The following is a 22,061-nucleotide window of genomic DNA, read 5'->3' as shown; positions in this document are numbered from 1 at the left end:
ACGGCAGGGGAGCCCCGCCGCCCGCGCGGGCCGGAGCCGGGTCACGCCGCCCGGCGGGCGAACGCCTCGGCCCTGGTGCGGCGTTTCGGGTCGAAGGCGTCGACCGTGCCCGCGCCCGCGTTGCCGGGGCCCGCCTTCCAGCCTCGGATGGTGCGGGCCACGCCCTTGATCTTCGGGTGGCCCGGCTTGTGGGCGAGCTCGAAGTGGGACTCCTTCGGGGTGGCGAGGTCGCCGCCCCAGGTGACCGCACCGTCCAGCTCGGCGAGGATGTCCCGCACCACGACGAGCTCGTGCGGGTAGAGGCCGCCCTTGACGCCGGCCGGATAGGCGAGCGGACGGATCGCCAGGGCGGTGCCCGACAGGTAGTTGGACTCGTAGTCCTCGGCCACGGTGCGCGCCGTGCGGTGGCCCGTGACGTCGCCCTCGCGGAGCTGGTCGATCTCGTAGTGGAAGCGGCGGGCCACGTGCAGCAGGATCACCGCCGCGTCACCGCCCGCGAGACGCACGGACCGGCCGGAGCCCTCGATCGGGAGGAGCTCCGCCTCGTCGAGCACGGGCCAGCCGTTCGCGGACTTCGCGCCCGGCCAGCGCCGGCCGGTGGGAGCGCCGGCGGCGGCGGCGTACGCGGTGCCGGGCAGGCCGGCCAGGGCCGTGGTGGCCCCTATCGCGGCGCCCGCGAGGAGCACACCGCGTCGGTCAATCTGGTTTCTCACTCTTCTTCCTTCCGATGACCGCCGTCGCGACGGCACCCGCGGCACAGCCGACGAGCAGCAGCGCGATGGCGACGAGAGTGGGGTTGACCCAGGCGGGGACCAGGTCGAATCCGGCGTTGCACTTGTTGTGCAGGGGGAACCAACGGGACGGCTCGCGCCAGTACTCCGACCGGTAGGCCTCGTCGTAGCCGGCTCCCCGGGAGACGCAGGCCTCCCGGGTGTCGAGACCGCCGGAGAAGACCCCGGCGAACCAGGCGACGCAGCCGAGCCCGGTCAGCACCACCGCCGGGAACGCCCACCAACCGGGGCGTTCCCACCGGCGGGCGGACAGTCCGCGCGCGGTTTTCCAGAGACTCAGCACGAACACGGCCAGGAGGAGTGGGGGGAGTGCGATGGCGGCCAGTGCCGAGACGGCGTTCACTTACGGGGTGGTCCCTTCGTTCATTCGCGGGCCGCGCGGCTCCTGGCGGCCTTCAGGTACTTCTCGTGGTTCGCTTCATAGGTGGCACGCAGGCGCCGTTCGGTTCCCGTACGGGCCAGCATGACGTCGACGAAGCCCTGCTCGAAGGGCTCCAGGTCGTCGTATCCGAGCATCGCGGGCAGCGTCTTGATCCCGCCCCGTACGGTCACGAGCCCGACCTGGGCGGCGATGACCTTCGCGTCGTCGGCGGCGGTGAGGATGTTGTGGGCGAGGAACTTGGCGTCCTCCGCGTTGCCGCTGAAGCGCCCGCTCCAGTAGCGGCTGAACCGTGTCAGGCCGCCGCCCCCGTTGTAGAGGTCGCGGACGGCCTGGGCGATCGTCCTCCCGTCACGGACCGCCTTGGCCAGCAGCCAGGCGTCCGCGTCCTCGATCAGGTCGTTGTAGCCGAAGCTGGACGCGACCCCGACCTTGGCCATCTTCTGCTGCACGAAGGTGCGGCCGTCGGGGTACTGGTCCGAGGCCCGGCGCCAGTCGACGTAGAGGGTCAGCAGGTCGCCGCCCCAGCCCGCGACGTCGCCCGCGTTCACCGAACGCGGGTTGGAGGGCATCCAGGAGACGTAGTGCCCGTTGGCGGACGCCATGAGGTGCTCGGCGCCGAGCTCGTACGCCGTGTACGGGTCGGTGAAGTCGGTCATCACCGACATGCCTTTTCCGTCGGCGTAGTCGACGAACTCCGAGTTGTACGAACCGATCAGGAAGTCCCAGTCGCCGCCTCCGTACGCCTCGTGCCGGATGTACTCCATGACCAGCTGGTTCGGGTCGCCCTCGCCCGGGTAGGCCACGGCGTGGTCGTACAGGCGCTGGACGTAGTCGATGAAGCCGTCGGCCGGTCCCGACGGCTGGTTCACGCTGCTCTGGCCGGGGTCGATGCCGGAGACCACGTCACGGTCGAGGTCGAAGGTGTCCGACCCGTTGGTGACCTTGAACTCCTTGATCTGGTTGAACGACCAGTTCGCGGGGATCGGGAAGCCGAGGTTGCCGGAGAAGCCCCACGACATGCCCGAGACGAACGAGTAGCGGGCCCCGGTCTGGCGGCTGACGACGGTGCACACGTTCCGCGAGCCGTACACGCCGTGCACATAGCGCCTGCCGTTGTAGGCGAGGCCGGCCGCCACTCCGTGGAAGTACGGCACGATCGCGGCGTCGATCTCGTCGCGGGTGGCGTCGTAGTCCACGGCGAAGTAGATGACCGTCCCGCGGTTGAAGCCGTAGCCGGAGGCCAGGCTGTGGGCGTTGAGCGCGTGCTGGTAGCCCTGGCTGTAGGTGAAGTCGGAGAGCTGCCGGGCGTTGTCCTGGTAGATCGGGAAGACCTTCAGCCCGTTGCTGAACATCGTGTTCAGCTCGCCCGGCTTGATCTCCTTGTCCAGGGTCGAGCCCGGCGGGTCGTAGATGTAGCGGCCCACGACCGCGTAGCCGTTGTTGCGCAGCCACTGGGCACGGGAGGCGGTGATCTCGAAGCGGGTGTCGGAGCCCGTGGCGGGGCGGTCGGGGTCGCCCATGGAGACCAGGAGCTGCGCCCATGTCCGGTAGTCCGAGCGCCCGTTGACGTCCAGTTTCGAGAACCTCTGGAATATCTCGACCCACTCGCGGAGCTTGGAGTCGTAGCTGCTGCGCCACGTGGTGGGGGTGCCCGTCTCGCTCGTGCCCGTCGGGACGGGGGAGTTGAAGACACAGGCGGCGGAGAACAGCTGGACCCACAGGCCCGAACTGCCCTCACCGAGGTTCTTGGTCTGCAGCCCGGCCTGGGTGGCCGGGCCGAAGTTCCCGTTCGGGGCGGCGATCCCGAGCTCGTACTGGATGGCGATCATCATGGATTTCTGCACGTCACGGGAGTAGATCCCGTCGCAGGGGCCGATGGTGTAGGCGTCCCTGGTCCAGTAACTGCCGTTGAGCCAGCGCTGGATCGATCGGATGTCGTCCGTGCCGCCGCTGACCTTCGTGTACGCGTCCATGTTCAGGATGCACTTGAAGATCTTCGGCGTGGTGACGCCGCCGGCGGTGCCGGTGCCCCCGTCGGGGAGGCCCATGTCGGTGAGGAGGTTCTTGACGGCCTCGGTGGTGACGGCGCCGTAGCCGCCGTAACCGTTGGCTCCCCAGTAGCCCTTGCAGAACAGGCCGTGCTGGATGATGCGGACGATGTTGGTGTTCTTGTCCCAGCCGAAGCCGATGTCGCCCAGGGCCTGGAGTCTGGACATCGTGGTCGGGCCGAAACTGGCGACCACCGGGCTGATGCCCAGTTCGTGCTGGAGGCCCATGACGAGGGCGTTCATGGTGGACCAGCCTGTGCGGCCGTCCTCGGGGCACCGTACGTATCCGGAGACGCCTCCGTAGGTCGCGTTGACCCACGTCTGGGCGTCGAGAACCTTCGTGTCCAATGTCGATCCCTTTCTCGGCAAGGGGCGGCACCTGGCCCGGCGTGCGCCACGACGACGTCGCGGTACAGCGCCGAGGACATGCTTCTCTGCCGCGGACGCTACGTGGCGGAAGTCTCCGTTCCCTCTCCGCGGACCGTGGCCTCTCCGCCTCCGCCGGTTCACCGCGGGCCGTCGGTCCGGCGCCGTACGGCGGTGGGGCGCCCGCCCGCCCGGACGGCGGGACCGTCGTACCGTGGTGGCAGAGACGTCCGACGCCCCCAGCACGCGGTGTCGAACGCCGGTCACGGAACGTCGGCCGCTTCTCCCGTGGGCACGCGGAGACGGGACGCGCGGGGCGGGCGGCACCAGGACAGGAGAGCGGCATGTCGTATCCGGAACCCGTCTACACCGGCGGCGAGGGCGAGATCAACGCGGAGTACCGCCCGGCCGGAACCACCCCGAACCTGCTGACGCGCGACGGCGGCAGCACCCACTACCTGGCCACCACGGAGTCGACGCACGGCGAGTTCGGGCTGTACCGGATCACCATGGGCCCACGGGCCGGAGGGCCGGCCGAGCACTTCCACCGGTCGATCTCGGAGTCGTTCTTCGTCCTCGACGGGACGGTGCGGATCTACGACGGCGAGCGGTGGACCGACGCCACGGCGGGCGATTTCCTGTACGTGCCCCAAGGTGGTCTGCACGCCTTCCGCAACGACTCCGACGAACCCGCCTCGATGCTGCTGCTCTTCACCCCCGGAGCGCCCCGTGAGGAGTACTTCGAGAAGGTGGGGCAGGTCTCCGACTGGCCCGAGAAGGAACGGGCGGAGTTCTTCGTCAAGCACGACACGTACTGGACGGGCTGACGGCGCTCACCTCACGGTGACCCGGGCGCGAGGCCCGTCTTGAGGCCGGCCCCGCAGAGCGGCACGACCACGCTCCGGTCCGTCTCCGCGCCCACGGCGGCCCAGCAGGCGACCCCCGTCGTCTCGACGAAGAAGCCGCGGGCGGCCAGGTCCCGCTGTGCCGAACGGATCTGGTCCTCCGTCACCGTCAGGAAGGTGCCGCCCGACTCCCGGACGGCGGCGAGGATCTGCCGGGCGCGCGGTGGCCGGGGGATGGCGATCCCCTCGGCAAGCGTGGGCCGGGCCGGCTCGGGGGCGGCGGACAGCTCGTCGTCACCCGCCCGGAACGCGGCGGCCAGCGGCGAGACGGCCTCCGCCTGGACGGCGATCAGGGCCGGGCGCCGGTCGATCAGGCCGTGCGCGAGGAGCTCCGAGGTGGCGAGGGCGGCGCCCAGGAGCAGTGTGCCGTTGCCGACCGGTACGGCGATGGCGTCGGGGAGGGTGCCGCCCAGGTCCTCCCAGATCTCGTAGACGTACGTCTTCGTGCCGTGCAGGAAGAACGGGTTGAAGACGTGCGAGGCGTAGAAGGTGCCGGGCGTGTCCGCCGCCGCCCGGGCGGCCGACGCCGTGGCCTCGCGGCCGCCGGGCACCGTCACCAGCCGGGCGCCGTGGGCGCGGATCTGCTCCGTCTTCTTGGGGGAGGTCCCCTCGGGGACGTAGACCGTGCACGGCAGCCCGGCCCGGGCGCAGTACGCGGCGACCGCCGTCCCGGCGTTGCCGCTGCTGTCCGCGACGACCCGCTCCGGGGAGAGCCTGCGGGCGAGTTCGGCCAGCATCACCGCGCCCCGGTCCTTGAAGGAGAGCGTGGGCATCAGGAAGTCGAGCTTGGCCGACACCCGCTCGGTGAGGGGGACGAGCGGGGTCCTGCCCTCGCCCAGGGAGACGGCGGGGCCGGAGAGCGGGAGAGCCTCCTCGTAGCGCCACAGCGAGTTGGCCCGACCGCTCAGGGAGCCGAGGCCGACCGGTCGCGTGGCACCGGTGTCGAGGTCCCAGGGGCCTTTGCAGACCGGGCAGCACCAGCCGGGTGCGGTGATGCCGGCCCGCGATCCGTCCAGCGGGCAGAAGTAGGCCGCCGTGGGCAGCGAGGAGTCGCTCATACGGCGAACCTACGACCCGACGGCGCGGTCGATCCAGTCCCGGCGGTGGCCGTGCGGGGCGTGGCCACCGCCCCGCACGGCCGGGGAGGTCTAGCGCCCCCCGAGCCCCCGGGCGACCGCGGCCATCAGCTCGCCGTCGTCCGTGTCGCCGTCCAGCGACCAGAACATCGCCCCGCCGAGCCCCCGTTCGCGGATGTACGAGGTCTTGGCGCGCAGCACCTGCGGGTCGTCGTACGTCCACAGGGTCGTGCCGTCGAACAGCCAGGCGTGACCGTTCCTGACGTCCCTGTGCACCGTGTACGCCCCGGAGGCGGCCAGCTTCTTGAGGACCTTGTAGTCCTCGTAGCCGGCGGCCCAGGTGGCGGGCGCGGGGCCCGTGGCCGGCCGGCCGAGCCCGTCGCCGCCCCCGGTGACCCCGGTCCAGCCCTGACCGTAGAACGGCATGCCCATCACCAGCTTGCGGGCCGGGGCACCCCGTGTGATCCAGTTGCGGACCGTTTGGTCGACGCTGAAGTCGCCCTTGGCGTACAGGGCGGACTGCTGCGCGGTCGTCGTCTCGCCGGAGACGTGGAAGTCGTAGCCCTGGAGATTGACGAAGTCGAAGTCCCGCATGAGGCGCGGCACGTCGAAACCCGCGTCGATCTTCGCGGGCGCGGTGGGGACGAAGGCGGACAGCTCGTAGTGCTTCGGCTTCGCCTTCCCCTTCCGGGCGCTCCTGGCGTAGGCGTCGAGCTGGGTGCGGAACTCGTGCACCAGGGCGGTGAAGTTCCGCTTGTCCTCGGGGCGGTACACCGTGTCCGTGTCGCCGGCCGAGCCGGGCCACTCCCAGTCGAGGTCGATGCCGTCGAACAGGCCGGCCGCGGCTCCCTCGCCGCCACGGGCGCCGTCCACCGGCAGGTTGCCCTTGATGTACAGGTCGATGCAGGACGAGACGAGCGCCTTGCGCGATGCGGCGGTGCGCGCCGCGTCCGAGAAGTGGGTGGACCAGCTCCAGCCCCCGAGGGAGATCATCACCTTGAGACCCGGGTGCGCGGCCTTGAGTTCGCGCAGCTGGTTGAAGTTGCCGGCGAGGGGCTGGGTGCCGGTGTCGGCGACGCCGTCGACCGAGGCGGCGGCGTCCAGCGGACGGGCGTAGTCCGCCCAGGCGTCGGCCTCGCCGGGCACGTTGCCGGTGAAGCACCGGCCTTCGGCGCTGACGTTGCCGAAGGCGTAGTTGATGTGGGTGAGCCGGGCGGCGGTGCCGCTGGTGTCCAGGTCCTTGACCTGGAAGTCGCGTCCGTAGACACCCCATTGGGTGAAGTAGCCGACGCTCCGGTAGACGCGGTCGTGCCGGTCCGGGCCGCGGTCGTGGGCGGACGGGCCGGCCGTGGCGGCGGGAGCGAGACCCGCCAGCATGGCGAGGGCGCCGGCGGCGGTGGTCAGTCCGGTCAGGGTTCTTCGGCGCATGGGGCTCGTTCCTGTGCGTGGTCCGGCGGTGATTCCGGACGCGGGTCCGGGCGGTGTTCCGGGTGCTGGAAGGGCGGCTGGAGCCGTGCTGTGCACAGGAAGGTATTGGTCTGGACCAAAAAGGGTCAAGAGTCAGGGGCGTGACCGGCGCATCTATGGCCAGGTATGCCCTGGTGGGCAGGGAATCATCACTTCGAGTGAAACTCTGGCCCGTGCTTGCGGTTCTCAACCCACGGTTGCGACGCTGTTGCTGTCTGTCAACCTGTTGGGAGTGGCCCGTGCCTTTCGGTGAGCAGCCCGCCTATCTGCGCGTGGCGAGCGATCTCAGGGAGAAGATCGTCAACGGCGCGCTGCCGCCCCATGCCCGCCTGCCGTCGCAGGCCCGCATTCGCGAGGAGTACGGCGTCTCGGACACCGTGGCGCTGGAGGCGCGCAAGGTGCTGATGGCCGAAGGGCTCGTCGAGGGTCGGTCGGGCTCGGGCACGTATGTGCGCGCGCGCCCGGTCCCGCGCCGGATCGCCCGCTCCGGCTACCGTCCGGGCTCCGGCGCGAGCCCGTTCCGTCAGGAGCAGACGGCGGAGGGGGTGCGGGGGACCTGGGAGTCCCGCAGTGAGCAGGAGGGGGCGAGCGCCGAGACCGCCGAGCGGCTCGGGATCGAGCCCGGTGACCGGGTGATGCGCACGCGGTACGTCTTCCGGGAGGCGGGCGAGCCGATCATGCTGTCCACGTCCTGGGAGCCCCTTTCCGTCACGGGGCGCACTCCGGTCATGCTGCCGGAGGAGGGCCCGCTGGGCGGCTGCGGCGTGGTCGACCGCATGGCGGCGATCGACGTCGTCGTGGACAACGTGGCGGAGGAGGTCGGCGCGCGTCCCGGGCTGGCGGAGGAGCTCCTGGCGCTGGGCGGCGTGCCGGGGCACGTGGTCATGGTGATCGGGCGGACGTACTACGCCTCGGGGCTGGCGGTGGAGACGGCGGATGTCGTGGTACCGGCCGATCGCTACCGGATTGCCTACCATCTGCCGGTCAAGTGAGCCCGTCCGCAGCCGTGGTGACAGGTGGGGCGATCGCGGCGGCCGCGTGGCGCGACGGCGTGTCCGCCTCCTGTGACGCGGAGTTAACCGTCGCGCTCCGCGCGTAACGGGCGGGCAACCGTCCACCGCACAACTTGTCATGTCCAAGTCTTAGCTTCCCGTTCGTCACCGCACACCGGACCGACGGACGGGAAGCCACCGATGACGGACATCGCCACACCGGCGACGGGCGAAGCGCCGCGACAGGAGCCGCAGGAAGGCCCCGGGACGCCCCGGCGCAGCTACGCCAGGCTCGCGGCCGACGAGAGCCGCGAGGACTACTCCCTGCGGTACGCGCCGCACTCCTTCCGGCGCTGGTCGCCCTCCACGGTCGCGGGGACGGCGCTCGGGGGCATCGCGTACCTGGCCGACTTCGCGATCGGCGCGTCGATCGTCTTCACCTACGGATTCACCAGCGGGATCGCCTCGATCCTCGCCGCCGCGACGATCATCTTCCTCACCGGCATCCCGATCGCCCGCGCGTGCGCGAAGTACGGCCTGGACATGGACCTGGTCACCCGGGGTGCGGGATTCGGTTACTTCGGTTCGACGCTGACCTCGTTGATCTACGCGTCCTTCACCTTCATCTTCTTCGCGCTCGAAGGCTCGATCATGGCGCAGGCCATGCACCAGGCCGTCGGGCTCCCCGTCGAGGCCGGCTACCTGGTCACGACGCTGATCGTCATCCCGATCGTGTTCCGGGGCATGGGCGCGCTGGCCAAGGTGCAGGCCTGGACCCAGCCGGTCTGGATCGTCGGCATGGTGCTCCCCTTCGTGGTGCTCGCCGTCGAATCCCCCGGCTCCTGGGGCGCGTTCGGCTCCTTCACCGGTACCGAGGGGGCCGCGCCGGGCTTCTCCTGGATCGCCTTCGGGTTGGGGACGGGCGTCGCGCTCTCGCTCATCGCCCAGATCGGCGAGCAGGCCGACTACCTGCGGTTCATGCCCGCCCGGACCGAGGCCAACAAGCGGCGGTGGAATCTCGCCGTTCTCGCTGCGGGGCCCGGCTGGGTCGTCATCGGGGCCGCCAAGCAGATCGGGGGCGCGTTCCTGGCCTTCGTCGCGCTGGAGGCGGTCGGCAAGACGCACGCGCTGGAGCCGATCGCGCCCCAGATCGAGGCGTTGAAGCCCTGGCTCGGCACTTTCGCGCTCCCGGCGGCGGCCCTGTTCGTCATCGTCTCCCAGGTCAAGATCAATGTGACCAATGCCTACAGCGGCTCGCTGTCCTGGTCGAACTTCTTCTCCCGGATCACCCACAAGCACCCGGGCCGGGTCTGGTACATCTTCCTCAACCTCGCCATCGCGCTGACGCTGATGGAGATGAACATGTTCGCGGCCCTGAACAAGCTGCTGGGCTTCTACTCCAACGTGGGCATCGCCTGGATCGCGGCCGTCGCCGCCGACCTGGTCATCAACAAGCGCATCGGGCTGAGTCCGCGTTACATCGAGTTCAAGCGCGCCTACCTCCACGCCGTCAACCCGGCGGGTTTCGGTGCCATGGTGATCGCGTCGACCGTCTCCGTCCTCGCCTTCTTCGGGCTGTTCGGCAGGTACGCCGAGGCCTTCTCCACCTTCATCGCGGCCGGACTCTCCCTGGTCCTCTGCCCGTTGATCGCCTGGCTGACCAAGGGGAAGTACTACCTGGCCCGGCCGAACCCGGTGAACGGTCCGGGCGTCGAGATCGCCGACATCACCGCCACGCACACCTGCGCGGTGTGCGAGACCGCCTACGAACTGCCGGACATCGCGGACTGCCCGGTCCAGGCGGGGCCGGTCTGCTCCCTGTGCTGCTCGCTGGACGCGGAGTGCGGAGACGTCTGCCGCAAGGAACCCGCGGCCGGGCCCGTGCCGCTGCCGATGCCCGTGGTGCGGGAACCGGCCGGCTGACCCCACCGGGCGGCGAAGGGGCGCATTCGGGAGAGTGCGCCCCCTTTGGTTTGGCCGGTTGCGTGTCTCTTTGTGTAAACACGCATCCGCTGAGTGAAGGTCAGGCGTACGCTCGGGCATATGCGTACTGCGGTTTCCTGGGGATCCTTAGAAGCGAGCACACCACTGGGGAGAGGGGCGGGATGCTGGGGAGGAACGCCATGACGGACAGCGGTGCGGTGCTCCCCTGGCTGGTGATCAGGCAGGACGACAACGGCAACAGGTATCGCGTCGGGCGCTACGCGACGCAGGACGAGGCGCAGAAGATCGCGGACGGCCTGGACCGCCACGGACACGAGCAGCTCTACTGGGTGGAGCGGACGAGTCGCAGCGCGCGCCCTTGACGGGCCCCAGAAGGGCGAGCGGCACCGGCTACGCTCCGGCCCATGAGTGATTCCGTGGTGGTGGCCGGGGCCGTCTGTGACGGCGGACGGCTCCTCGCCGCCCGCCGCAGTGCCCCGCCGGAGCTGGCAGGACGCTGGGAGCTGCCCGGCGGCAAGCAGGAGCCCGGGGAGAGCGGCGAGCAGGCGCTCGTGCGCGAGCTCCGCGAGGAACTGGGCGTGGAGGCGGAGCCCCGGGAGCGCATCCCGGGAGAGTGGCCCCTCAAGCCCGGCCTCGTGCTGCGGGTGTGGACGGTCCGGCTGGTGTCCGGTGTGCCCAGCCCGCTGGAGGACCACGACGAACTGCGCTGGCTCACTCCCGACGAGACGGACACCGTCGACTGGCTGGACCAGGACCGGCCCGCCGTGGCCGAAGCCGTACGCCGGCTGAGGGAGGCCTCGCGGGCCTGAGGGAACGACGCCCGGGCGGGGGCCGCACGCGTACCCGGGGGACGCGGTTCGGTGAGCGGAGAGGATCGCAGGTCGGCGCGGCGACGGAGCGGGGCACCGGTCTCCGGGTACGGGAACGAAGAGCGACGTGCACCCGTACGCCGCATACCTCCATGTATGCGATAAGTTACGACCTATATCGGGTATGTGCCGATTAGGCCCTCTGGACAGGGTGCACCCCCGCTGCCGGCCCCGGGAAGTGATCGGCGTGACCGATACCGAAGGCGATTGCGCCGAGTGGAGCTTTCCGGCGGTGCCGGGCTCCGTGCGCAGCGCCAGGCACGCGGTCCGTGACGCATTGCACCTCTGGGGCTACGAAGCGGCGGTGGGCGACGTCGCGGTGCTGCTCGTCAGCGAGCTGGTGACCAATTCCCTGCGCTACGCCTCCGGCCCCATCGGCGTCCGGATCGCGTGGCTCCGCCCCCACGGCGGCGGGCCCGGGAGCGGCGCCGACGACCACGGGCTGCTGGTGGAAGTCTCCGATCCCGTTCCGGATCCGCCCACCGAACGTACTGCCGGGCCCGAGGACGAGGGCGGTCGTGGAATGCAGCTCGTGGCGTGTTCCGCACGCCGCTGGGGGACCCGGCGCGGAAACGGCGGCAAGACCGTGTGGTTCGAGCTCGCCCTGCCTGGTTAGGAGTGGTGGAGGGACACACAGCGATCACCGGAGGTCGGGCAGAACCTGGCTGAAAGGGACTGAGACCGTGCTGTGATCGTGAACGCCGTGCCGGTGAGGCCCGTAGTGCTGAATACTGCGGGCAGGACCGGTCCGGTGTGTGAGCTGGAGGGGACGGTCGCGTGAGCGAGATACCTGGGACGGCGGGCGACGTCATGTGGCAGAGCAGCCCGCCCGGCTCGATCTATGACTACATCAGGGTCGCGTCGTTCTCGATCGGGCCCGACGGCCTGATCGAGCAGTGGAGCCGAAGGGCCGCGGGTCTGTTCGGCATGGCCTCCGACGAGGTGGTGGGCAAGGACCCGGTGGAGGCCTTCATGCCCGCCGAGTTGCGCCCGGACGCCCACAGACGTGTCGGCGAGATCCTGGACGGCAAGGAGTGGACGGGACTCGTCCCGTTCCGGATCCCCGGCGAGAACTCCGTCCGCGGGCTCGCCGAGATCTACGTCATGCCGAGCGAGACGGACACAAGGGAGCGCGCGGCGCTCTGCATCGTCGTCGACGTCCGAGCTCTCCGGCGTATCGAGACGGACCTCGCCGCCTCGCAGGCGATTTTCGGCCAATCTCCTTTCGGTTTCGTCCTTTTCGGTACCGACTTCACCGTCGTACGCGCCAACAAGCGGTTCGCCACCGTCTTCGGCGGCGAGGCCGACGACCACCGGGGCCGCACGGTGGAGGACTATCTGACCCGCCCGGAGGCCGAGCGGCTCACCGCCACGCTCAGGCGCGTCCTGGAGACCGGTGACGCCGTCACCGACCTCCAGCTCGTCGGCACCCCGCCCGGCTCCATGGGCAGGCGCCACTGGTCCATGAACCTGTACCGGGTGCACAGCGGTTCCGGCCGACCCGTCGGCATCGCCGGACTCGCCACCGACGTCACGCAACGGCACATCGCGGCCCGCGAGGCCGCCAGCGCCCGCCGCAACCTCGCCCTGCTCAACGAGGCCAGCGCACGCATCGGCAACAGCCTCGACCTGGAGACCACCGCCCGGGAGCTGCTCGACGTCGCCGTGCCCGGCTTCTGCGACCTCGCCTCGGTCGACCTGTACCAGGGACTGCTCACCGGCGAGGAGGCCTCGCCCGGCAGCTGGGGCGGGCGCCACCACGAATCCGGCACCGGATCGGCGGAGCTGCGGCGGGTGGCCCACGCCAGCGCCGTGTCCGACGCGCTCCCGGGAGTCATCCCCGGCGCCCGGACGGGCGGGACCGCGGAGGCGGACGGGGGCACGGGGCCGCCCGAGCTCGGCTCGGTCCACCGCTACCCGTTCCACTCACCCTGCGCCGTCGCCTTGCGCACCGGTCGCGTCGAGGACGTACCCGGTGACGAACGCGGCTTCGTCCACTCCACCCTGGCCGTGCCGATGGTCGCGCACGACATCGTCGTCGGCCTCGTCCAGTTCTCCCGTACCAAGGGCAGCGAGCCCTTCGGTGAGCGGGACCGGGCCCTGGCGACCGAGCTCGCCGCCCGGGCGGCGGTCTGTATCGACAACGCCCGCCTCTACCGCCGGGAACACGAACGCGCGCTCATACTCCAGCGCAGCCTGCTCCCGCCGGGCGACCCCGAGGCGGCGGGCCTGGACATCGCCTGCCGCTACCTTCCCGGAAACACGGCCACCGAGGTCGGCGGCGACTGGTTCGACGTCATCGAACTCCCCGGCCACCGCACGGCCCTCGTCGTCGGTGACGTGATGGGCCGCGGACTGCGGGCCGCCGTCGCCATGGGGGAACTCCGCACCGCCGTACGGACGCTGGCCCTGCTGGACCTGGAGCCGGCCGAGGTGCTCTCCGCCCTGGACGAGGTCGCCCGCGGCCTCGGCACCCCGGGCGGTGGCGAGCGGAGCGACGGCTTCGGCGCGGGCGGCGGCGCCCAGTGGCCCTCGCGGGCCGCCCACAAGTCACGCGAGGCCGACCTCTCCGAGGTCTACCTGGCGACCTGTGTGTACGCGGTGTACGACCCGGTCACCCGGCGGTGCACCTTCGCCAACGCCGGCCATCTGCCGCCGGTGGTGGCCGAGCCGGGCGAGCCCGCGACGCTGGTCGACGTACCCCCGGGCATGCCGCTCGGCGTCGGCGGCGAGCCCTTCGAGGAGGTCGAGGTGGAGCTCAAGGAGGGTTCCCTCCTCGCCCTCTACACGGACGGGCTCGTCGAGTCCCGGGACCATCCGCTCGACGAGGGCCTCGACGCCTTCCGGCAGGCCCTCGCCGAACCGTCGCAACCGCTCGAAGACGTCTGCGACCACGTGCTGACGACCCTCGACACCCGGCACGGCGAGGACGACATCGCCCTGCTGATGGCCCGTATCCAGGGGCTCGCCCCGAACGCGGTCGGCGACTGGCGGCTCCCGCGCGAGCTCCGCTCCGTGTCCCGTGCCCGTGAGCTGGCGCGTGTGCAGCTCACCGCCTGGGGCCTGGACGAGCTCGTGGACACCACGGAGCTGCTCGTCAGCGAACTGGTCACCAACGCCCTGCGCTACGGCGAGGGCGAGATCAGGCTCCGGCTGCTCCGCGACCGCACCCTGGTCTGCGAGGTGTGGGACGCGGGGCTCGTCCAGCCGAGGCGGCGGCGCGCACGCGACACCGACGAGGGCGGGCGCGGGCTGCAACTGGTCGGGCTGCTGAGCGCGGCCTGGGGCTCGCGGCGCACCCCGCGCGGCAAGACCGTGTGGTTCGAGCTGGCGCTGCCCGACGGGGAGCCCGCCGCGGAACTCTCCGTGGAGCAGCTGCTGAGCATGTACTGACGGGCCCCGCGACGGGGCGCCGGCCGGTCCCCTGGAGACCGCCGGTCACGAGGCGGACTTCAGGGCGGCGAGCCTGGCCTCGACCTCCGCGCTGTCCCCGAGGCTGTCCAGCTGTTCGAACTGGGCGTCCAGGGACGAGGCGGCGAGCTCCTGGGCGCCCACCGCCCGCGCCTCCTCGCGCCGCACCTTGTCCTCGAAGCGGCCGAGCTCGCTCGTCGGGTCCATGACGTCGATGCTTTTGACGGCGTCCGTCATGCGGTTCTGCGCCCGGGCGGAGGCGGCGCGGGCGACCAGCCCGTCGCGCTCGGACTTCAGCTGCGCCAGCTTGTCCTTCATCGTGCCGAGGCCCGACTTCAGCTTGTCCACCACCACCGTCTGCGAGGCGATCGTCGGCTCGGCCGTCTTCGCCTCCTGCTCGGACCGGAGCTGCCGTCCCAGCGCCACCTTGGCGAGGTTGTCGAACGTGTCGGCGTCCACACCCGAACCCGCGGCCCTCAGCTCGTCGGCCTTCCGGCTGGCGGCGAGCGCCTTCCGGCCCCACTCCCTGGCCGCGTCGACGTCCTCCCGGTGGTCCTCCTCCATCAGCCGGAGGTTGCCGATGGTGGCGGCCACCGCCTGCTCGGCCTCCGCGATGTTGTTCGTGTAGTCGCGGATCAGCTGGTCCAGCATCTTCTGCGGATCCTCCGCCTGGTCGATCAGGGCGTTGATGTTGGCCCGCGCCAACTGGGTGACGCGGCCGAGAACGGTCTGCTTGGTCATGGCACCTCTCCTTGTGCGAGATCTCGTCGTAAGAAAGCCCCGTGTCGCCGAGCCCGTGTCGCCGAGCCCGTGTCGCTGTCAGAAGCGGCCGCCCCCACCGCGCCGGCCCCGGGTCCCCCCGCCGCCGAAACTGCCCGGGCCGCCGCCGAACGCGCCGCCGGAACCGCCGAACCCGCCGCCGAACCCGCCTCCCCGTCCGCCGCCCAGCAACCCGCCGAGGAGGATGCCGCCCAGCACGGCACCGCCCGCCCCGCCCCCGCCGCGCGGACCGCCGACGTCGTTCCGGTCGTGGTAGTCGCGTACGTCCTGCTCGGCCAGGCTCCGTGCCCGCGCGGCCAGCGCGTCCGCCTGCCTCGCCTCGGCCAGGGCACCCTGCGGGTCGTCCGCCGCCGTCAGCTCACCGGCCCGCTCCCACCTGCGCTGCGCCTCGGCGAGGCGGGTCCGCGCCTGGCTGCCGACCGCACCCCGGTGGGTGCCGATGTAGTCGGCCGCGGCGCCGACGGACGACCGGGCGGTGAGCATCGCCCGGTCCAGGAGCGAACGCGCCCGCAGGCCGCCCCGCTCCTGCTCGCGAGCGCCGGCCAGCGCCTCGTCCAGCGCCGCGTCGGCCTCCTCGACCCTGCGCAACGCGTCGACGGGGTCGTACGGTCCGGCGCCGAGTTCGCCCCGGACCTCGCGGACCACGGCCTCGGCGCGGGCCACCCGGCCCCGCAGGTCCGCGGTCGGCACCCCCTCCGGGGTGCCTGCGAGCAGCCCACCGGCGTCGGCCAGGTCCGTCTCGGTGGCGGTGAGCGCGCCCGGCAGCTTCTCCGCGGCCTCGGCCAGCTCCCCGGCACGCCGGCCGACGCCGTCCACCAGGGTGGACACCTGCTTGATCGCTCCCTCGGCGGCACGGACGTACACCGCCGCCCGGGCGTCGTCCCCGCCGTCCACGGCCCGGCGCGCTTCGTCGAGGGCGGTGGTGGCGAAGGCGAGGCGGTCCTTCGCCTGCTCGACGTTCTCGGCCGCCGGGGCCGCCGCCGACCCGGCGTACCGCTCCCGCATCGCGCCGAGCGCCGTCTCCGAGGCCGAGACGCGTGCGGCCAGGTCGCGGAACGCGGCCTCGGCCCCGGCCACGGCGTGCGGGGCGTTCCGTTCGAGGGCGCGCAGCCGGTCGAAGTCCTCGGACACGGCGTCGAGGCGGCCGTTGGCGTCGGCGCAGCGGCTGATGATCTCGTCGAGCATGCGGCGGCGCGTCGCGTCGTCCTCGGGGAAGGCGTCGTCCAGTTGCTGCCTCAGCCGGAAGGCCGCGGTCAGCTCCGTCCTGGCGTACCCGACGGCCTCGGCGAACGGCGCGGCGGCCTCCTCGCCGAACTGGGCGGTGGCGAAGCCGAGCTCCTCGTCGCTGGTGCGCACGGCGTCGTCCGTGTCGACCAGGTCCTCCTTCGCCCGTGCGTCGAGCTCCGGCAGCGGGACCTGCGGCGCGTCCGCCGCCCCGGTCCCGCCCCAGCCGCCGGCCGCGGGCGTCGTCCGGCTGCTCGTACGCCGTCTTCGTCGGGCGAAGGCGAAGGCGGCGACGGCCAGCGCGACGGCGAGGACGGCCAAGGGCACGATCAGGTTCGCCGAGGTGCCGGAGCCGGAGGAGCCGCCCCCGGGGTCCGCGGCCCCCGGGGTGACGGCAGGGGCCGTGACGGGGTCGCCGGCGAGCACCGCGGCGTATCCGTCGGCGGCGCCGATCGCGGCTCCCGCCCAGTCGTTCTGCCGGAGGGCCGGCTCGATCGCCGTGTTCGCCACGTCCCGGAGCTGGGCGTCGGTGAGGCGAGACCCCTGGTCGACGGAGTACGCGTACCGCCGGTCGTGCGTGGCCACGGCCAGCAGCACGTCCTCCTGGCCCAGGCCGTTGCGGTTCGCGGTCTCGTCGGCCCAGGTCCGGGCGTCACGGCCGGAGAAGTCACGGACGTACACCACGAACAGCTGCACGCGTTGGGTATCGAACAGATGATCGAGTGCAGCCTCGGTCTGTGGCTCGCGGTCGCCGAGCGCTCCCACCCTGTCGGTGATCTGTCCCCCGCGGGAGAGCGGGACGGGGTCCGTGGCGCGGGCGTCCGGGGCGCCCGGCAGGACCATCCAGAGCGCCGCCGTCAGGACGGCGACGAGGATCCTGCCGGGTACCGGAAACCGGGACGTCCCGGGGCGGCTCGCAGGCGGCGTCACATCTGGGAGGCTATGTCCGCCCCCTGGCCCCCGCGACCCGGCGGGTCCCGCCCTCAAATGTCCCGGCCCGGCGGGCGGGGGCCGCCCGGGAGCCGGGTCCGGGGCGGCCCTCCGGCGGCTCAGATGCTGAAGCGTTCCGCGGCCAGCAGCGGGCGCACCCGCGAACGGAAACCACCCGTCCGGAACGGCCGCTGCAGCAGACCGGGCCGCAGGGCCTGGGCCAGCGCCGCGGTGATCATGCCTTGATCGAGCGCCAGCATGAAGTCGCTGACGCGCCCGGTGCCCACGTCGACGGAGTCCCGGAAGCCGTAGCCCTCGTGGTACGCGCCGAAGTCACGTTCCAGGGCCCGCAGGTTGGCCAGCGCCTCCCCGCGTGCGTACGGCAGCGCGAGGAACGAGGCGTGCGGCGTGACCACCCCGTGGGTGAAGGCCGAGGGGTCCGGCAGCGGGGCGCCGTCCGTGGTGTACGTGCGGTCGGTGTTGGACGCGTAGCCGTCGACCTGCATGCCCAGGGCGTCGACGCCGTACTCCTGGTAGCCGCCGTCGGGGACGTTCGCGGGGGAGAAGCCCCAGTAGCCGTACTCCGCCTCCCGCAGCCCGTGCTCGATCTGACTGCGGACGTAGCGCCGGTGGTTGAGGCCCCAGGAACGCGGTGACCACTCGGGCTCGGGCACGAACAGCGGCACCATCAGCGCCTCGAACATCGAGCCGCCCCAGGTGGGAACGATCTTCCGCCCGCCGTGGGTGTAGTGCCCCTGCCAGACCCGTACGCCGTCCGACACGGCGTACGCGCCCTGCGGGCGCTGCTCCTGCTCGTGCTCGGGGAGCATCGTGCGCAGCAGGTGCCAGTAGTGCTCGGGCGGCAGGGAACCGTCCGCGATGCCGAGATAACTGGCCATGCGGGGCTCGGTGTTGAGGGCGCCGTAATGATGGGCCGTGGGCTCCCCGGTGTCCGTCCAGAAGCCGCCGCGCAGCTGTCCCGGGCCGGCCACGGGGTCGGACGGGTCGTACGGGGTGTAGTAGTACGACCAGTCGGCGGTGGAGAGGATCCGCCCGATGCGGGGGCGGAGCGACGGCGCCGCGTCGGCGGCGATCCGCAGCCCGGTGACCAGCCAGGCGTTGTCCACCGAGGAGAGGAACGGGCGTACGGGATCCCCGGTGCCGGGCCACTCGGTCAGCACGGATCCGTCGTGGGCGTCGTACCAGTTGAGCCAGAAGCCGTGGTGGCGCTCCAGCTTCTCCACGGCGGAGACGGTCCGCTCCAGCGTGCGGAGCATCGCGGCCCCGCTCGTCACGCCGAGCCCCGCCGCGGCCACCGCCGACCAGAGGCCGCAGCCGATGTTGGTGGGCGAGGTCTGAGGGGAGACGACGGGCGAGGCGCCGCTGACGTCGATCTTGTCGGCGGTGAGACCGAAGCCGGTCGTCATCGCCTCGATCGAGCGGTAGGTGTCACGGAACCAGGCCAGGAGCTGTGCCTCGTCGGCGGGGCCCGCGGGCGCCGCGACGGCCTGCGGAGCGGTGAGGGCGCCGAGGGACAGGGCGGCGGCCCCGGTCCCGGCAGCGGTGAGAAACGTGCGACGGTCCATCGGATACCTCTCGGGGGAAGAGTCATCGACTGCCATGGCGAACGGGGGCCCGGACGTGTCCGGGCGGGAGGGCGCGGGAGCCGTCGCCCGTCAGGTGGCGACGGCTCCCGCACCGGAGGGACCCGTCAGGTGGGTCCCGGTCCTGGGGGCCGGTCTCAGCCGGCGGTGCGGGGCAGCTCGCGGGAGCGGCCGAGGGAGCCCAGCCACTTCGCCGAGGGACGCGCGGTCCGCTCGAACGTCTCCCAGTTCACGCCGATCAGACCGAAGGTCGGGGCGAACGAGCCCCACTCGTAGTTGTCCAGGGCGCTCCACGCCAGGTAGCCCTGGACGTTCAGTCCGTCCTCGATCGCCGAGGCCACCTCGTTCAGTGCGCCCGTGTAGTAGGCGACGCGGCGGGTGTCGTCGGAGGTGGCGATGCCGTTCTCCGTGACGATCAGCGGCATGCCGGCGCCGGCGACCTCGGCGGTGTGACGCAGGGCGTGCCCGACCGCGGCCGGGTAGTACTCCCACTGCGTCAGCGTGCGCTCGACGTCACCGGACGCGGGGACGGGGCCGTCGGGGCCGATCTCCGTACGGGTGTAGGACTGCACGCCGATCCAGTCGTCGCCGCGTGCGGCCTCGATGAAGACGTCCTCGCGCGGGTGGCGGTAGGCGGCGGTGACGTCCTCGGCGCCCGGACGCGCCTGGTAGACCTGGTTGGCGATGGTCCAGCCGACCTGGATGCCCGCGTCGAGCGCCCTGACCTCCTTCACGGCCGCGTGGTGCGCGGCGATGACGGCCCGCGTGGTCTCGTCGTCCGGGGTGGGCAGCCCTGCGGGCGGGAAGCCGATGTCGCCGCGCTTCGCCTGGCCCGCCATCACGGCGATCATGTTCGGCTCGTTGATGGTGCAGACGTGGCTCACGCCCTCGGAGATCACCGGGGCGCAGGCGGCGACGTACCGGGCGAACAGCTCGACGGCGCCGTCGGCCGTCCAGCCGCCGCGTGCCTCGAACCACTGCGGCACGGTGAAGTGGTGGAGGGTCACCATCGGACGCAGGCCGCGGGCGATCGCGCCCTCGACCATGCGGCGGTAGTGGGCGATCTCCGCCCGGGAGAAGTGCCCCTCCAGGGGCTCGATCCGCGCCCACTCGACGGAGAAGCGGTAGTCGGTGAAGCCGAGGGACGCCAGCAGGTCCATGTCCTCGGGCCAGCGGTGGTAGCTGTCGCAGGCGTCCAGGCTGGGCTCCTGGATGTGGGTGCCGGTGGAGTGCTCCTTGACCCACCAGTCGCTGTCGGTGTTGTTGCCCTCGATCTGGTGGGCGGCCGTGGAGGCCCCCCACAGGAAGCCTTCGGGGAACGGGACAGGGGCGTGCGTCATCGCGGAGTGTCTTTCTGTGCGTGAAGGGGCGTGGCCGCGAGGTGGGGTGCGGCCTCGTGTGCGTACGTGGGGCGGGCGGGCTACTTCATGCCCGCCGTGGCGATGCCCTGGGTGAAGTGCCGCTGCAGGGCGATGAAGAGGACCAGCACCGGCAGCACGACCAGGAACGCTCCGGCCATCAGCATGCCGTTGGAGCCGCCGGCCTTGTTGGGGTCGGTGGCGAACGTGGCCAGGGCGACCGGCAGCGTGTACTTGTCCGGGTCGTTGGTCGCGATCAGCGGCCAGACGAAGTTGTTCCAGGAACCGAGGAACGTGAAGATCGAGAGCGTCGCGAGGGCGGGCTTCACCAGCGGCATGACGATCCGCCAGAAGATGTACCACTCACCGGCGCCGTCCATCCGGGCCGCCTCCAGCAGCTCGTCCGGGATCGACTGCATGAACTGGCGCATCAGGAAGACACCGAACGCCCCCGCCGCGAAGGGCAGCACCAGACCGGCGTACGAGTCGATCAGCTTCAGCTTGCTCATCAGCACGAACAGCGGCAGCAGCATCAGGTTCCCGGGCACCATGAGGGCGCCGAGGACCACACCGAAGATCTTGTTCCGCCCGACGAACCTCAGCTTGGCCAGGGCGTAGCCGAGCATCGAGCAGAACACCAGGTTCGAGACGGTGACCAGCACCGCCACGATCACGGAGTTCATGAAGTGGAGCGGCAGGTCCAGCTTGTCGAGCAGCTGCCGGAAGTTCTCCAGGGTCCACTCGGTGGGGATCCACACCGGGGGACTGGCCGAGAGTTCGCTCGTCGTCTTGAAGGACGAGAGAGCCATCCAGAGGAACGGCGCCGACATGATCAGCAGGCCCAGGGAGAGCAGGACGTAGACCAGAGGACGCCTCAGGTTCCGGGACCTGCCCGTGGGGGCCGTACGCGCGGGTGCCTGGCCGACGGTCATTTGGTGTTGTCCTTCAGCAGTCGGAGCTGCAGCACCGTGATGCCCATGATCACCACGAAGAGCACATACGCCATGGCGCTCGCATAGCCCATGTGGAAGAAGTTGAAGCCCTCGCGGTACATGTTCAGCGACACGGTGAGCGTGGAGTCGGAGGGGCCGCCCTGCGTCATCACGAACGGCTCCTCGAAGACGTTGAGGTAGCCGATGGTGGTGATCACCGTGGCGTAGAGGAGTGTCGGCCGCAGCAGCGGCACCGTGATCCCCCGGAACTCCTGCCACACTCCGGCGCCGTCGAGCCGCGCGGCCTCACGGACCTCGGTGGGAATGGCCTGAAGGCCCGCGATGAAGAGCACCATGACCGTACCGACGTTGCGCCAGACCGCCATCGCGATCATCGAGGGCATCGCCAGCGTCTCGGAACCGAGGAAGTCCGGTGCGGTGAGGCCCACTTCGGAGAAGAGGCCCGCGATCAGCCCGTCGCTCGGGTCCAGCACGAACCGCCACACCACGGCCACGGCCACGATGGTGGTGACCACCGGGGCGTAGAAGCCGACGCGGAAGAAGGTCCGTGCCCGGTCGATGCCGTTGTTCAGCAGTACGGCCACGACCAGCCCGAGGGCGATCGTCAGGGGGACGCCCACCACCACGAAGTACGCCGTGTTGAAGAGCGACTTGAGGAACTTCTCGTCGCCGAACAGCTCGGTGTAGTTCTCGAAGCCGATGAAGTTCGCTTCCCAGGGGCGCGTCACGTTGCGCAGCCCGAAGTCCGTGAAGCTCATCAGCAGCGTCGCGAGGATCGGGAACGCCATGAAGACGGTGAACAGGACGAGGAAGGGCATGGAGAACAGCCAGCCCGCCGCGTTCTGTACGCCCATCGAGCGCTTCCTGCGCCCCGGTCCGGCTCCGGCCCGGGGCGGGAGTGCCCCGGGGCCGTCCTTCACCTTGGCCGGTCGTGCGGCCTGGGATGTCGTGGTGCCCATGG

The 22,061-nt window shown here is 71.3% G+C and carries 18 protein-coding genes; 7 read left to right on the top strand and 11 right to left on the bottom strand.

Translation table 11 applies throughout. The features are described from left to right. Nucleotides 1-41: 41 nt before the first annotated feature. The 3 genes from IA22_RS0113525 to IA22_RS0113515 are packed head-to-tail and all read right to left on the bottom strand — an operon-like array spanning nucleotide 42 to nucleotide 3,569. Nucleotides 42-713 (bottom strand): hypothetical protein, encoded by a 672-nt coding sequence (locus IA22_RS0113525; protein ID WP_030123738.1) that lies wholly within the window; start codon nucleotides 711-713, stop codon nucleotides 42-44. Then, a complete protein-coding gene (locus IA22_RS0113520) occupies nucleotides 697-1,134 on the bottom strand; it encodes a hypothetical protein (protein ID WP_030123737.1) in 438 nt (145 codons plus the stop codon). The genes IA22_RS0113525 and IA22_RS0113520 overlap by 17 nt, the downstream gene beginning before the upstream one ends. Nucleotides 1,135-1,154: 20 nt before the next feature. Continuing rightward, nucleotides 1,155-3,569, bottom strand: a complete 2,415-nt coding sequence (locus IA22_RS0113515) for a glycoside hydrolase domain-containing protein (RefSeq protein ID WP_030123736.1) — start codon at nucleotides 3,567-3,569, stop codon at nucleotides 1,155-1,157. A gap of 362 nt (nucleotides 3,570-3,931) precedes the next feature. Between IA22_RS0113515 and IA22_RS0113510 the strand changes: the two genes are divergently transcribed. Further along, nucleotides 3,932-4,414: a cupin domain-containing protein gene (locus IA22_RS0113510; RefSeq protein WP_014154291.1), complete on the top strand. Its 483-nt coding sequence runs from the start codon at nucleotides 3,932-3,934 to the stop codon at nucleotides 4,412-4,414. Between the two features lie 11 nt (nucleotides 4,415-4,425). Here IA22_RS0113510 and IA22_RS0113505 read toward each other — a convergent pair whose 3' ends face one another. Both IA22_RS0113505 and IA22_RS0113500 read right to left on the bottom strand, forming a co-directional pair. Then, the gene (locus tag IA22_RS0113505; protein ID WP_030123735.1) at nucleotides 4,426-5,550 is read right to left on the bottom strand and encodes a threonine synthase; all 1,125 of its coding nucleotides are present in this window, start codon (nucleotides 5,548-5,550) and stop codon (nucleotides 4,426-4,428) included. 90 nt (nucleotides 5,551-5,640) lie between these two features. Continuing rightward, nucleotides 5,641-6,996, bottom strand: coding sequence for a glycoside hydrolase family 18 protein (locus IA22_RS0113500; protein WP_030123734.1), 1,356 nt, complete (start codon nucleotides 6,994-6,996; stop codon nucleotides 5,641-5,643). Nucleotides 6,997-7,274: 278 nt separating this feature from the next. Here IA22_RS0113500 and IA22_RS0113495 point away from each other — a divergent pair, with 278 nt between their 5' ends. The 6 genes from IA22_RS0113495 to IA22_RS0113470 all read left to right on the top strand — a co-directional run bounded on the left by IA22_RS0113495 (nucleotide 7,275) and on the right by IA22_RS0113470 (nucleotide 14,233). Beyond that, entirely contained in the window at nucleotides 7,275-8,027 is a 753-nt protein-coding gene (locus IA22_RS0113495; RefSeq protein WP_030123733.1) for a GntR family transcriptional regulator, read from the top strand. Between the two features lie 201 nt (nucleotides 8,028-8,228). Beyond that, the gene (locus tag IA22_RS0113490) at nucleotides 8,229-9,950 is read left to right on the top strand and encodes a purine-cytosine permease family protein (RefSeq protein ID WP_030123732.1); all 1,722 of its coding nucleotides are present in this window, start codon (nucleotides 8,229-8,231) and stop codon (nucleotides 9,948-9,950) included. Between the two features lie 200 nt (nucleotides 9,951-10,150). Then, nucleotides 10,151-10,333 carry a hypothetical protein gene (locus IA22_RS0113485; protein WP_030123731.1) on the top strand — a complete coding sequence of 61 codons (183 nt, stop codon included), beginning with the start codon at nucleotides 10,151-10,153 and terminating at the stop codon, nucleotides 10,331-10,333. 42 nt (nucleotides 10,334-10,375) lie between these two features. Further along, a complete protein-coding gene (locus tag IA22_RS0113480; protein ID WP_030123730.1) occupies nucleotides 10,376-10,780 on the top strand; it encodes a (deoxy)nucleoside triphosphate pyrophosphohydrolase in 405 nt (134 codons plus the stop codon). Between the two features lie 238 nt (nucleotides 10,781-11,018). Beyond that, nucleotides 11,019-11,456, top strand: a complete 438-nt coding sequence (locus tag IA22_RS0113475; RefSeq protein ID WP_030123729.1) for an ATP-binding protein — start codon at nucleotides 11,019-11,021, stop codon at nucleotides 11,454-11,456. 194 nt (nucleotides 11,457-11,650) lie between these two features. After that, nucleotides 11,651-14,233, top strand: a complete 2,583-nt coding sequence (locus IA22_RS0113470; RefSeq protein ID WP_030123728.1) for a SpoIIE family protein phosphatase — start codon at nucleotides 11,651-11,653, stop codon at nucleotides 14,231-14,233. Nucleotides 14,234-14,278: 45 nt separating this feature from the next. On the opposite strand, the gene IA22_RS0113465 is transcribed toward IA22_RS0113470, so the two are convergent. From IA22_RS0113465 to IA22_RS0113440, 6 genes are all read right to left on the bottom strand, one after another. Beyond that, nucleotides 14,279-14,992, bottom strand: coding sequence for a PspA/IM30 family protein (locus IA22_RS0113465; RefSeq protein WP_030123727.1), 714 nt, complete (start codon nucleotides 14,990-14,992; stop codon nucleotides 14,279-14,281). A 78-nt stretch (nucleotides 14,993-15,070) separates the two neighbouring features. Then, nucleotides 15,071-17,098 carry a TPM domain-containing protein gene (locus IA22_RS0113460; protein WP_245229583.1) on the bottom strand — a complete coding sequence of 676 codons (2,028 nt, stop codon included), beginning with the start codon at nucleotides 17,096-17,098 and terminating at the stop codon, nucleotides 15,071-15,073. Between the two features lie 206 nt (nucleotides 17,099-17,304). After that, the gene (locus IA22_RS0113455; protein WP_030123725.1) at nucleotides 17,305-18,771 is read right to left on the bottom strand and encodes a glucoamylase family protein; all 1,467 of its coding nucleotides are present in this window, start codon (nucleotides 18,769-18,771) and stop codon (nucleotides 17,305-17,307) included. Between the two features lie 155 nt (nucleotides 18,772-18,926). Then, on the bottom strand, nucleotides 18,927-20,129 hold the full coding sequence (locus IA22_RS0113450) for a glycoside hydrolase family 1 protein (RefSeq protein WP_014154279.1): 1,203 nt from the start codon (nucleotides 20,127-20,129) through the stop codon (nucleotides 18,927-18,929). Nucleotides 20,130-20,209: 80 nt separating this feature from the next. Then, entirely contained in the window at nucleotides 20,210-21,079 is an 870-nt protein-coding gene (locus IA22_RS0113445; RefSeq protein WP_030123724.1) for a carbohydrate ABC transporter permease, read from the bottom strand. Continuing rightward, nucleotides 21,076-22,059, bottom strand: a complete 984-nt coding sequence (locus tag IA22_RS0113440; protein ID WP_015578600.1) for a carbohydrate ABC transporter permease — start codon at nucleotides 22,057-22,059, stop codon at nucleotides 21,076-21,078. Before IA22_RS0113440 ends, IA22_RS0113445 begins: the two co-directional genes overlap by 4 nt. Nucleotides 22,060-22,061 lie beyond the last annotated feature (2 nt).

The sequence above is a fragment of the Kitasatospora papulosa genome (assembly GCF_000717245.1).
Taxonomy (GTDB): domain Bacteria; phylum Actinomycetota; class Actinomycetes; order Streptomycetales; family Streptomycetaceae; genus Streptomyces; species Streptomyces papulosus.
This window is presented reverse-complemented; position numbering and strand designations above follow the sequence as displayed.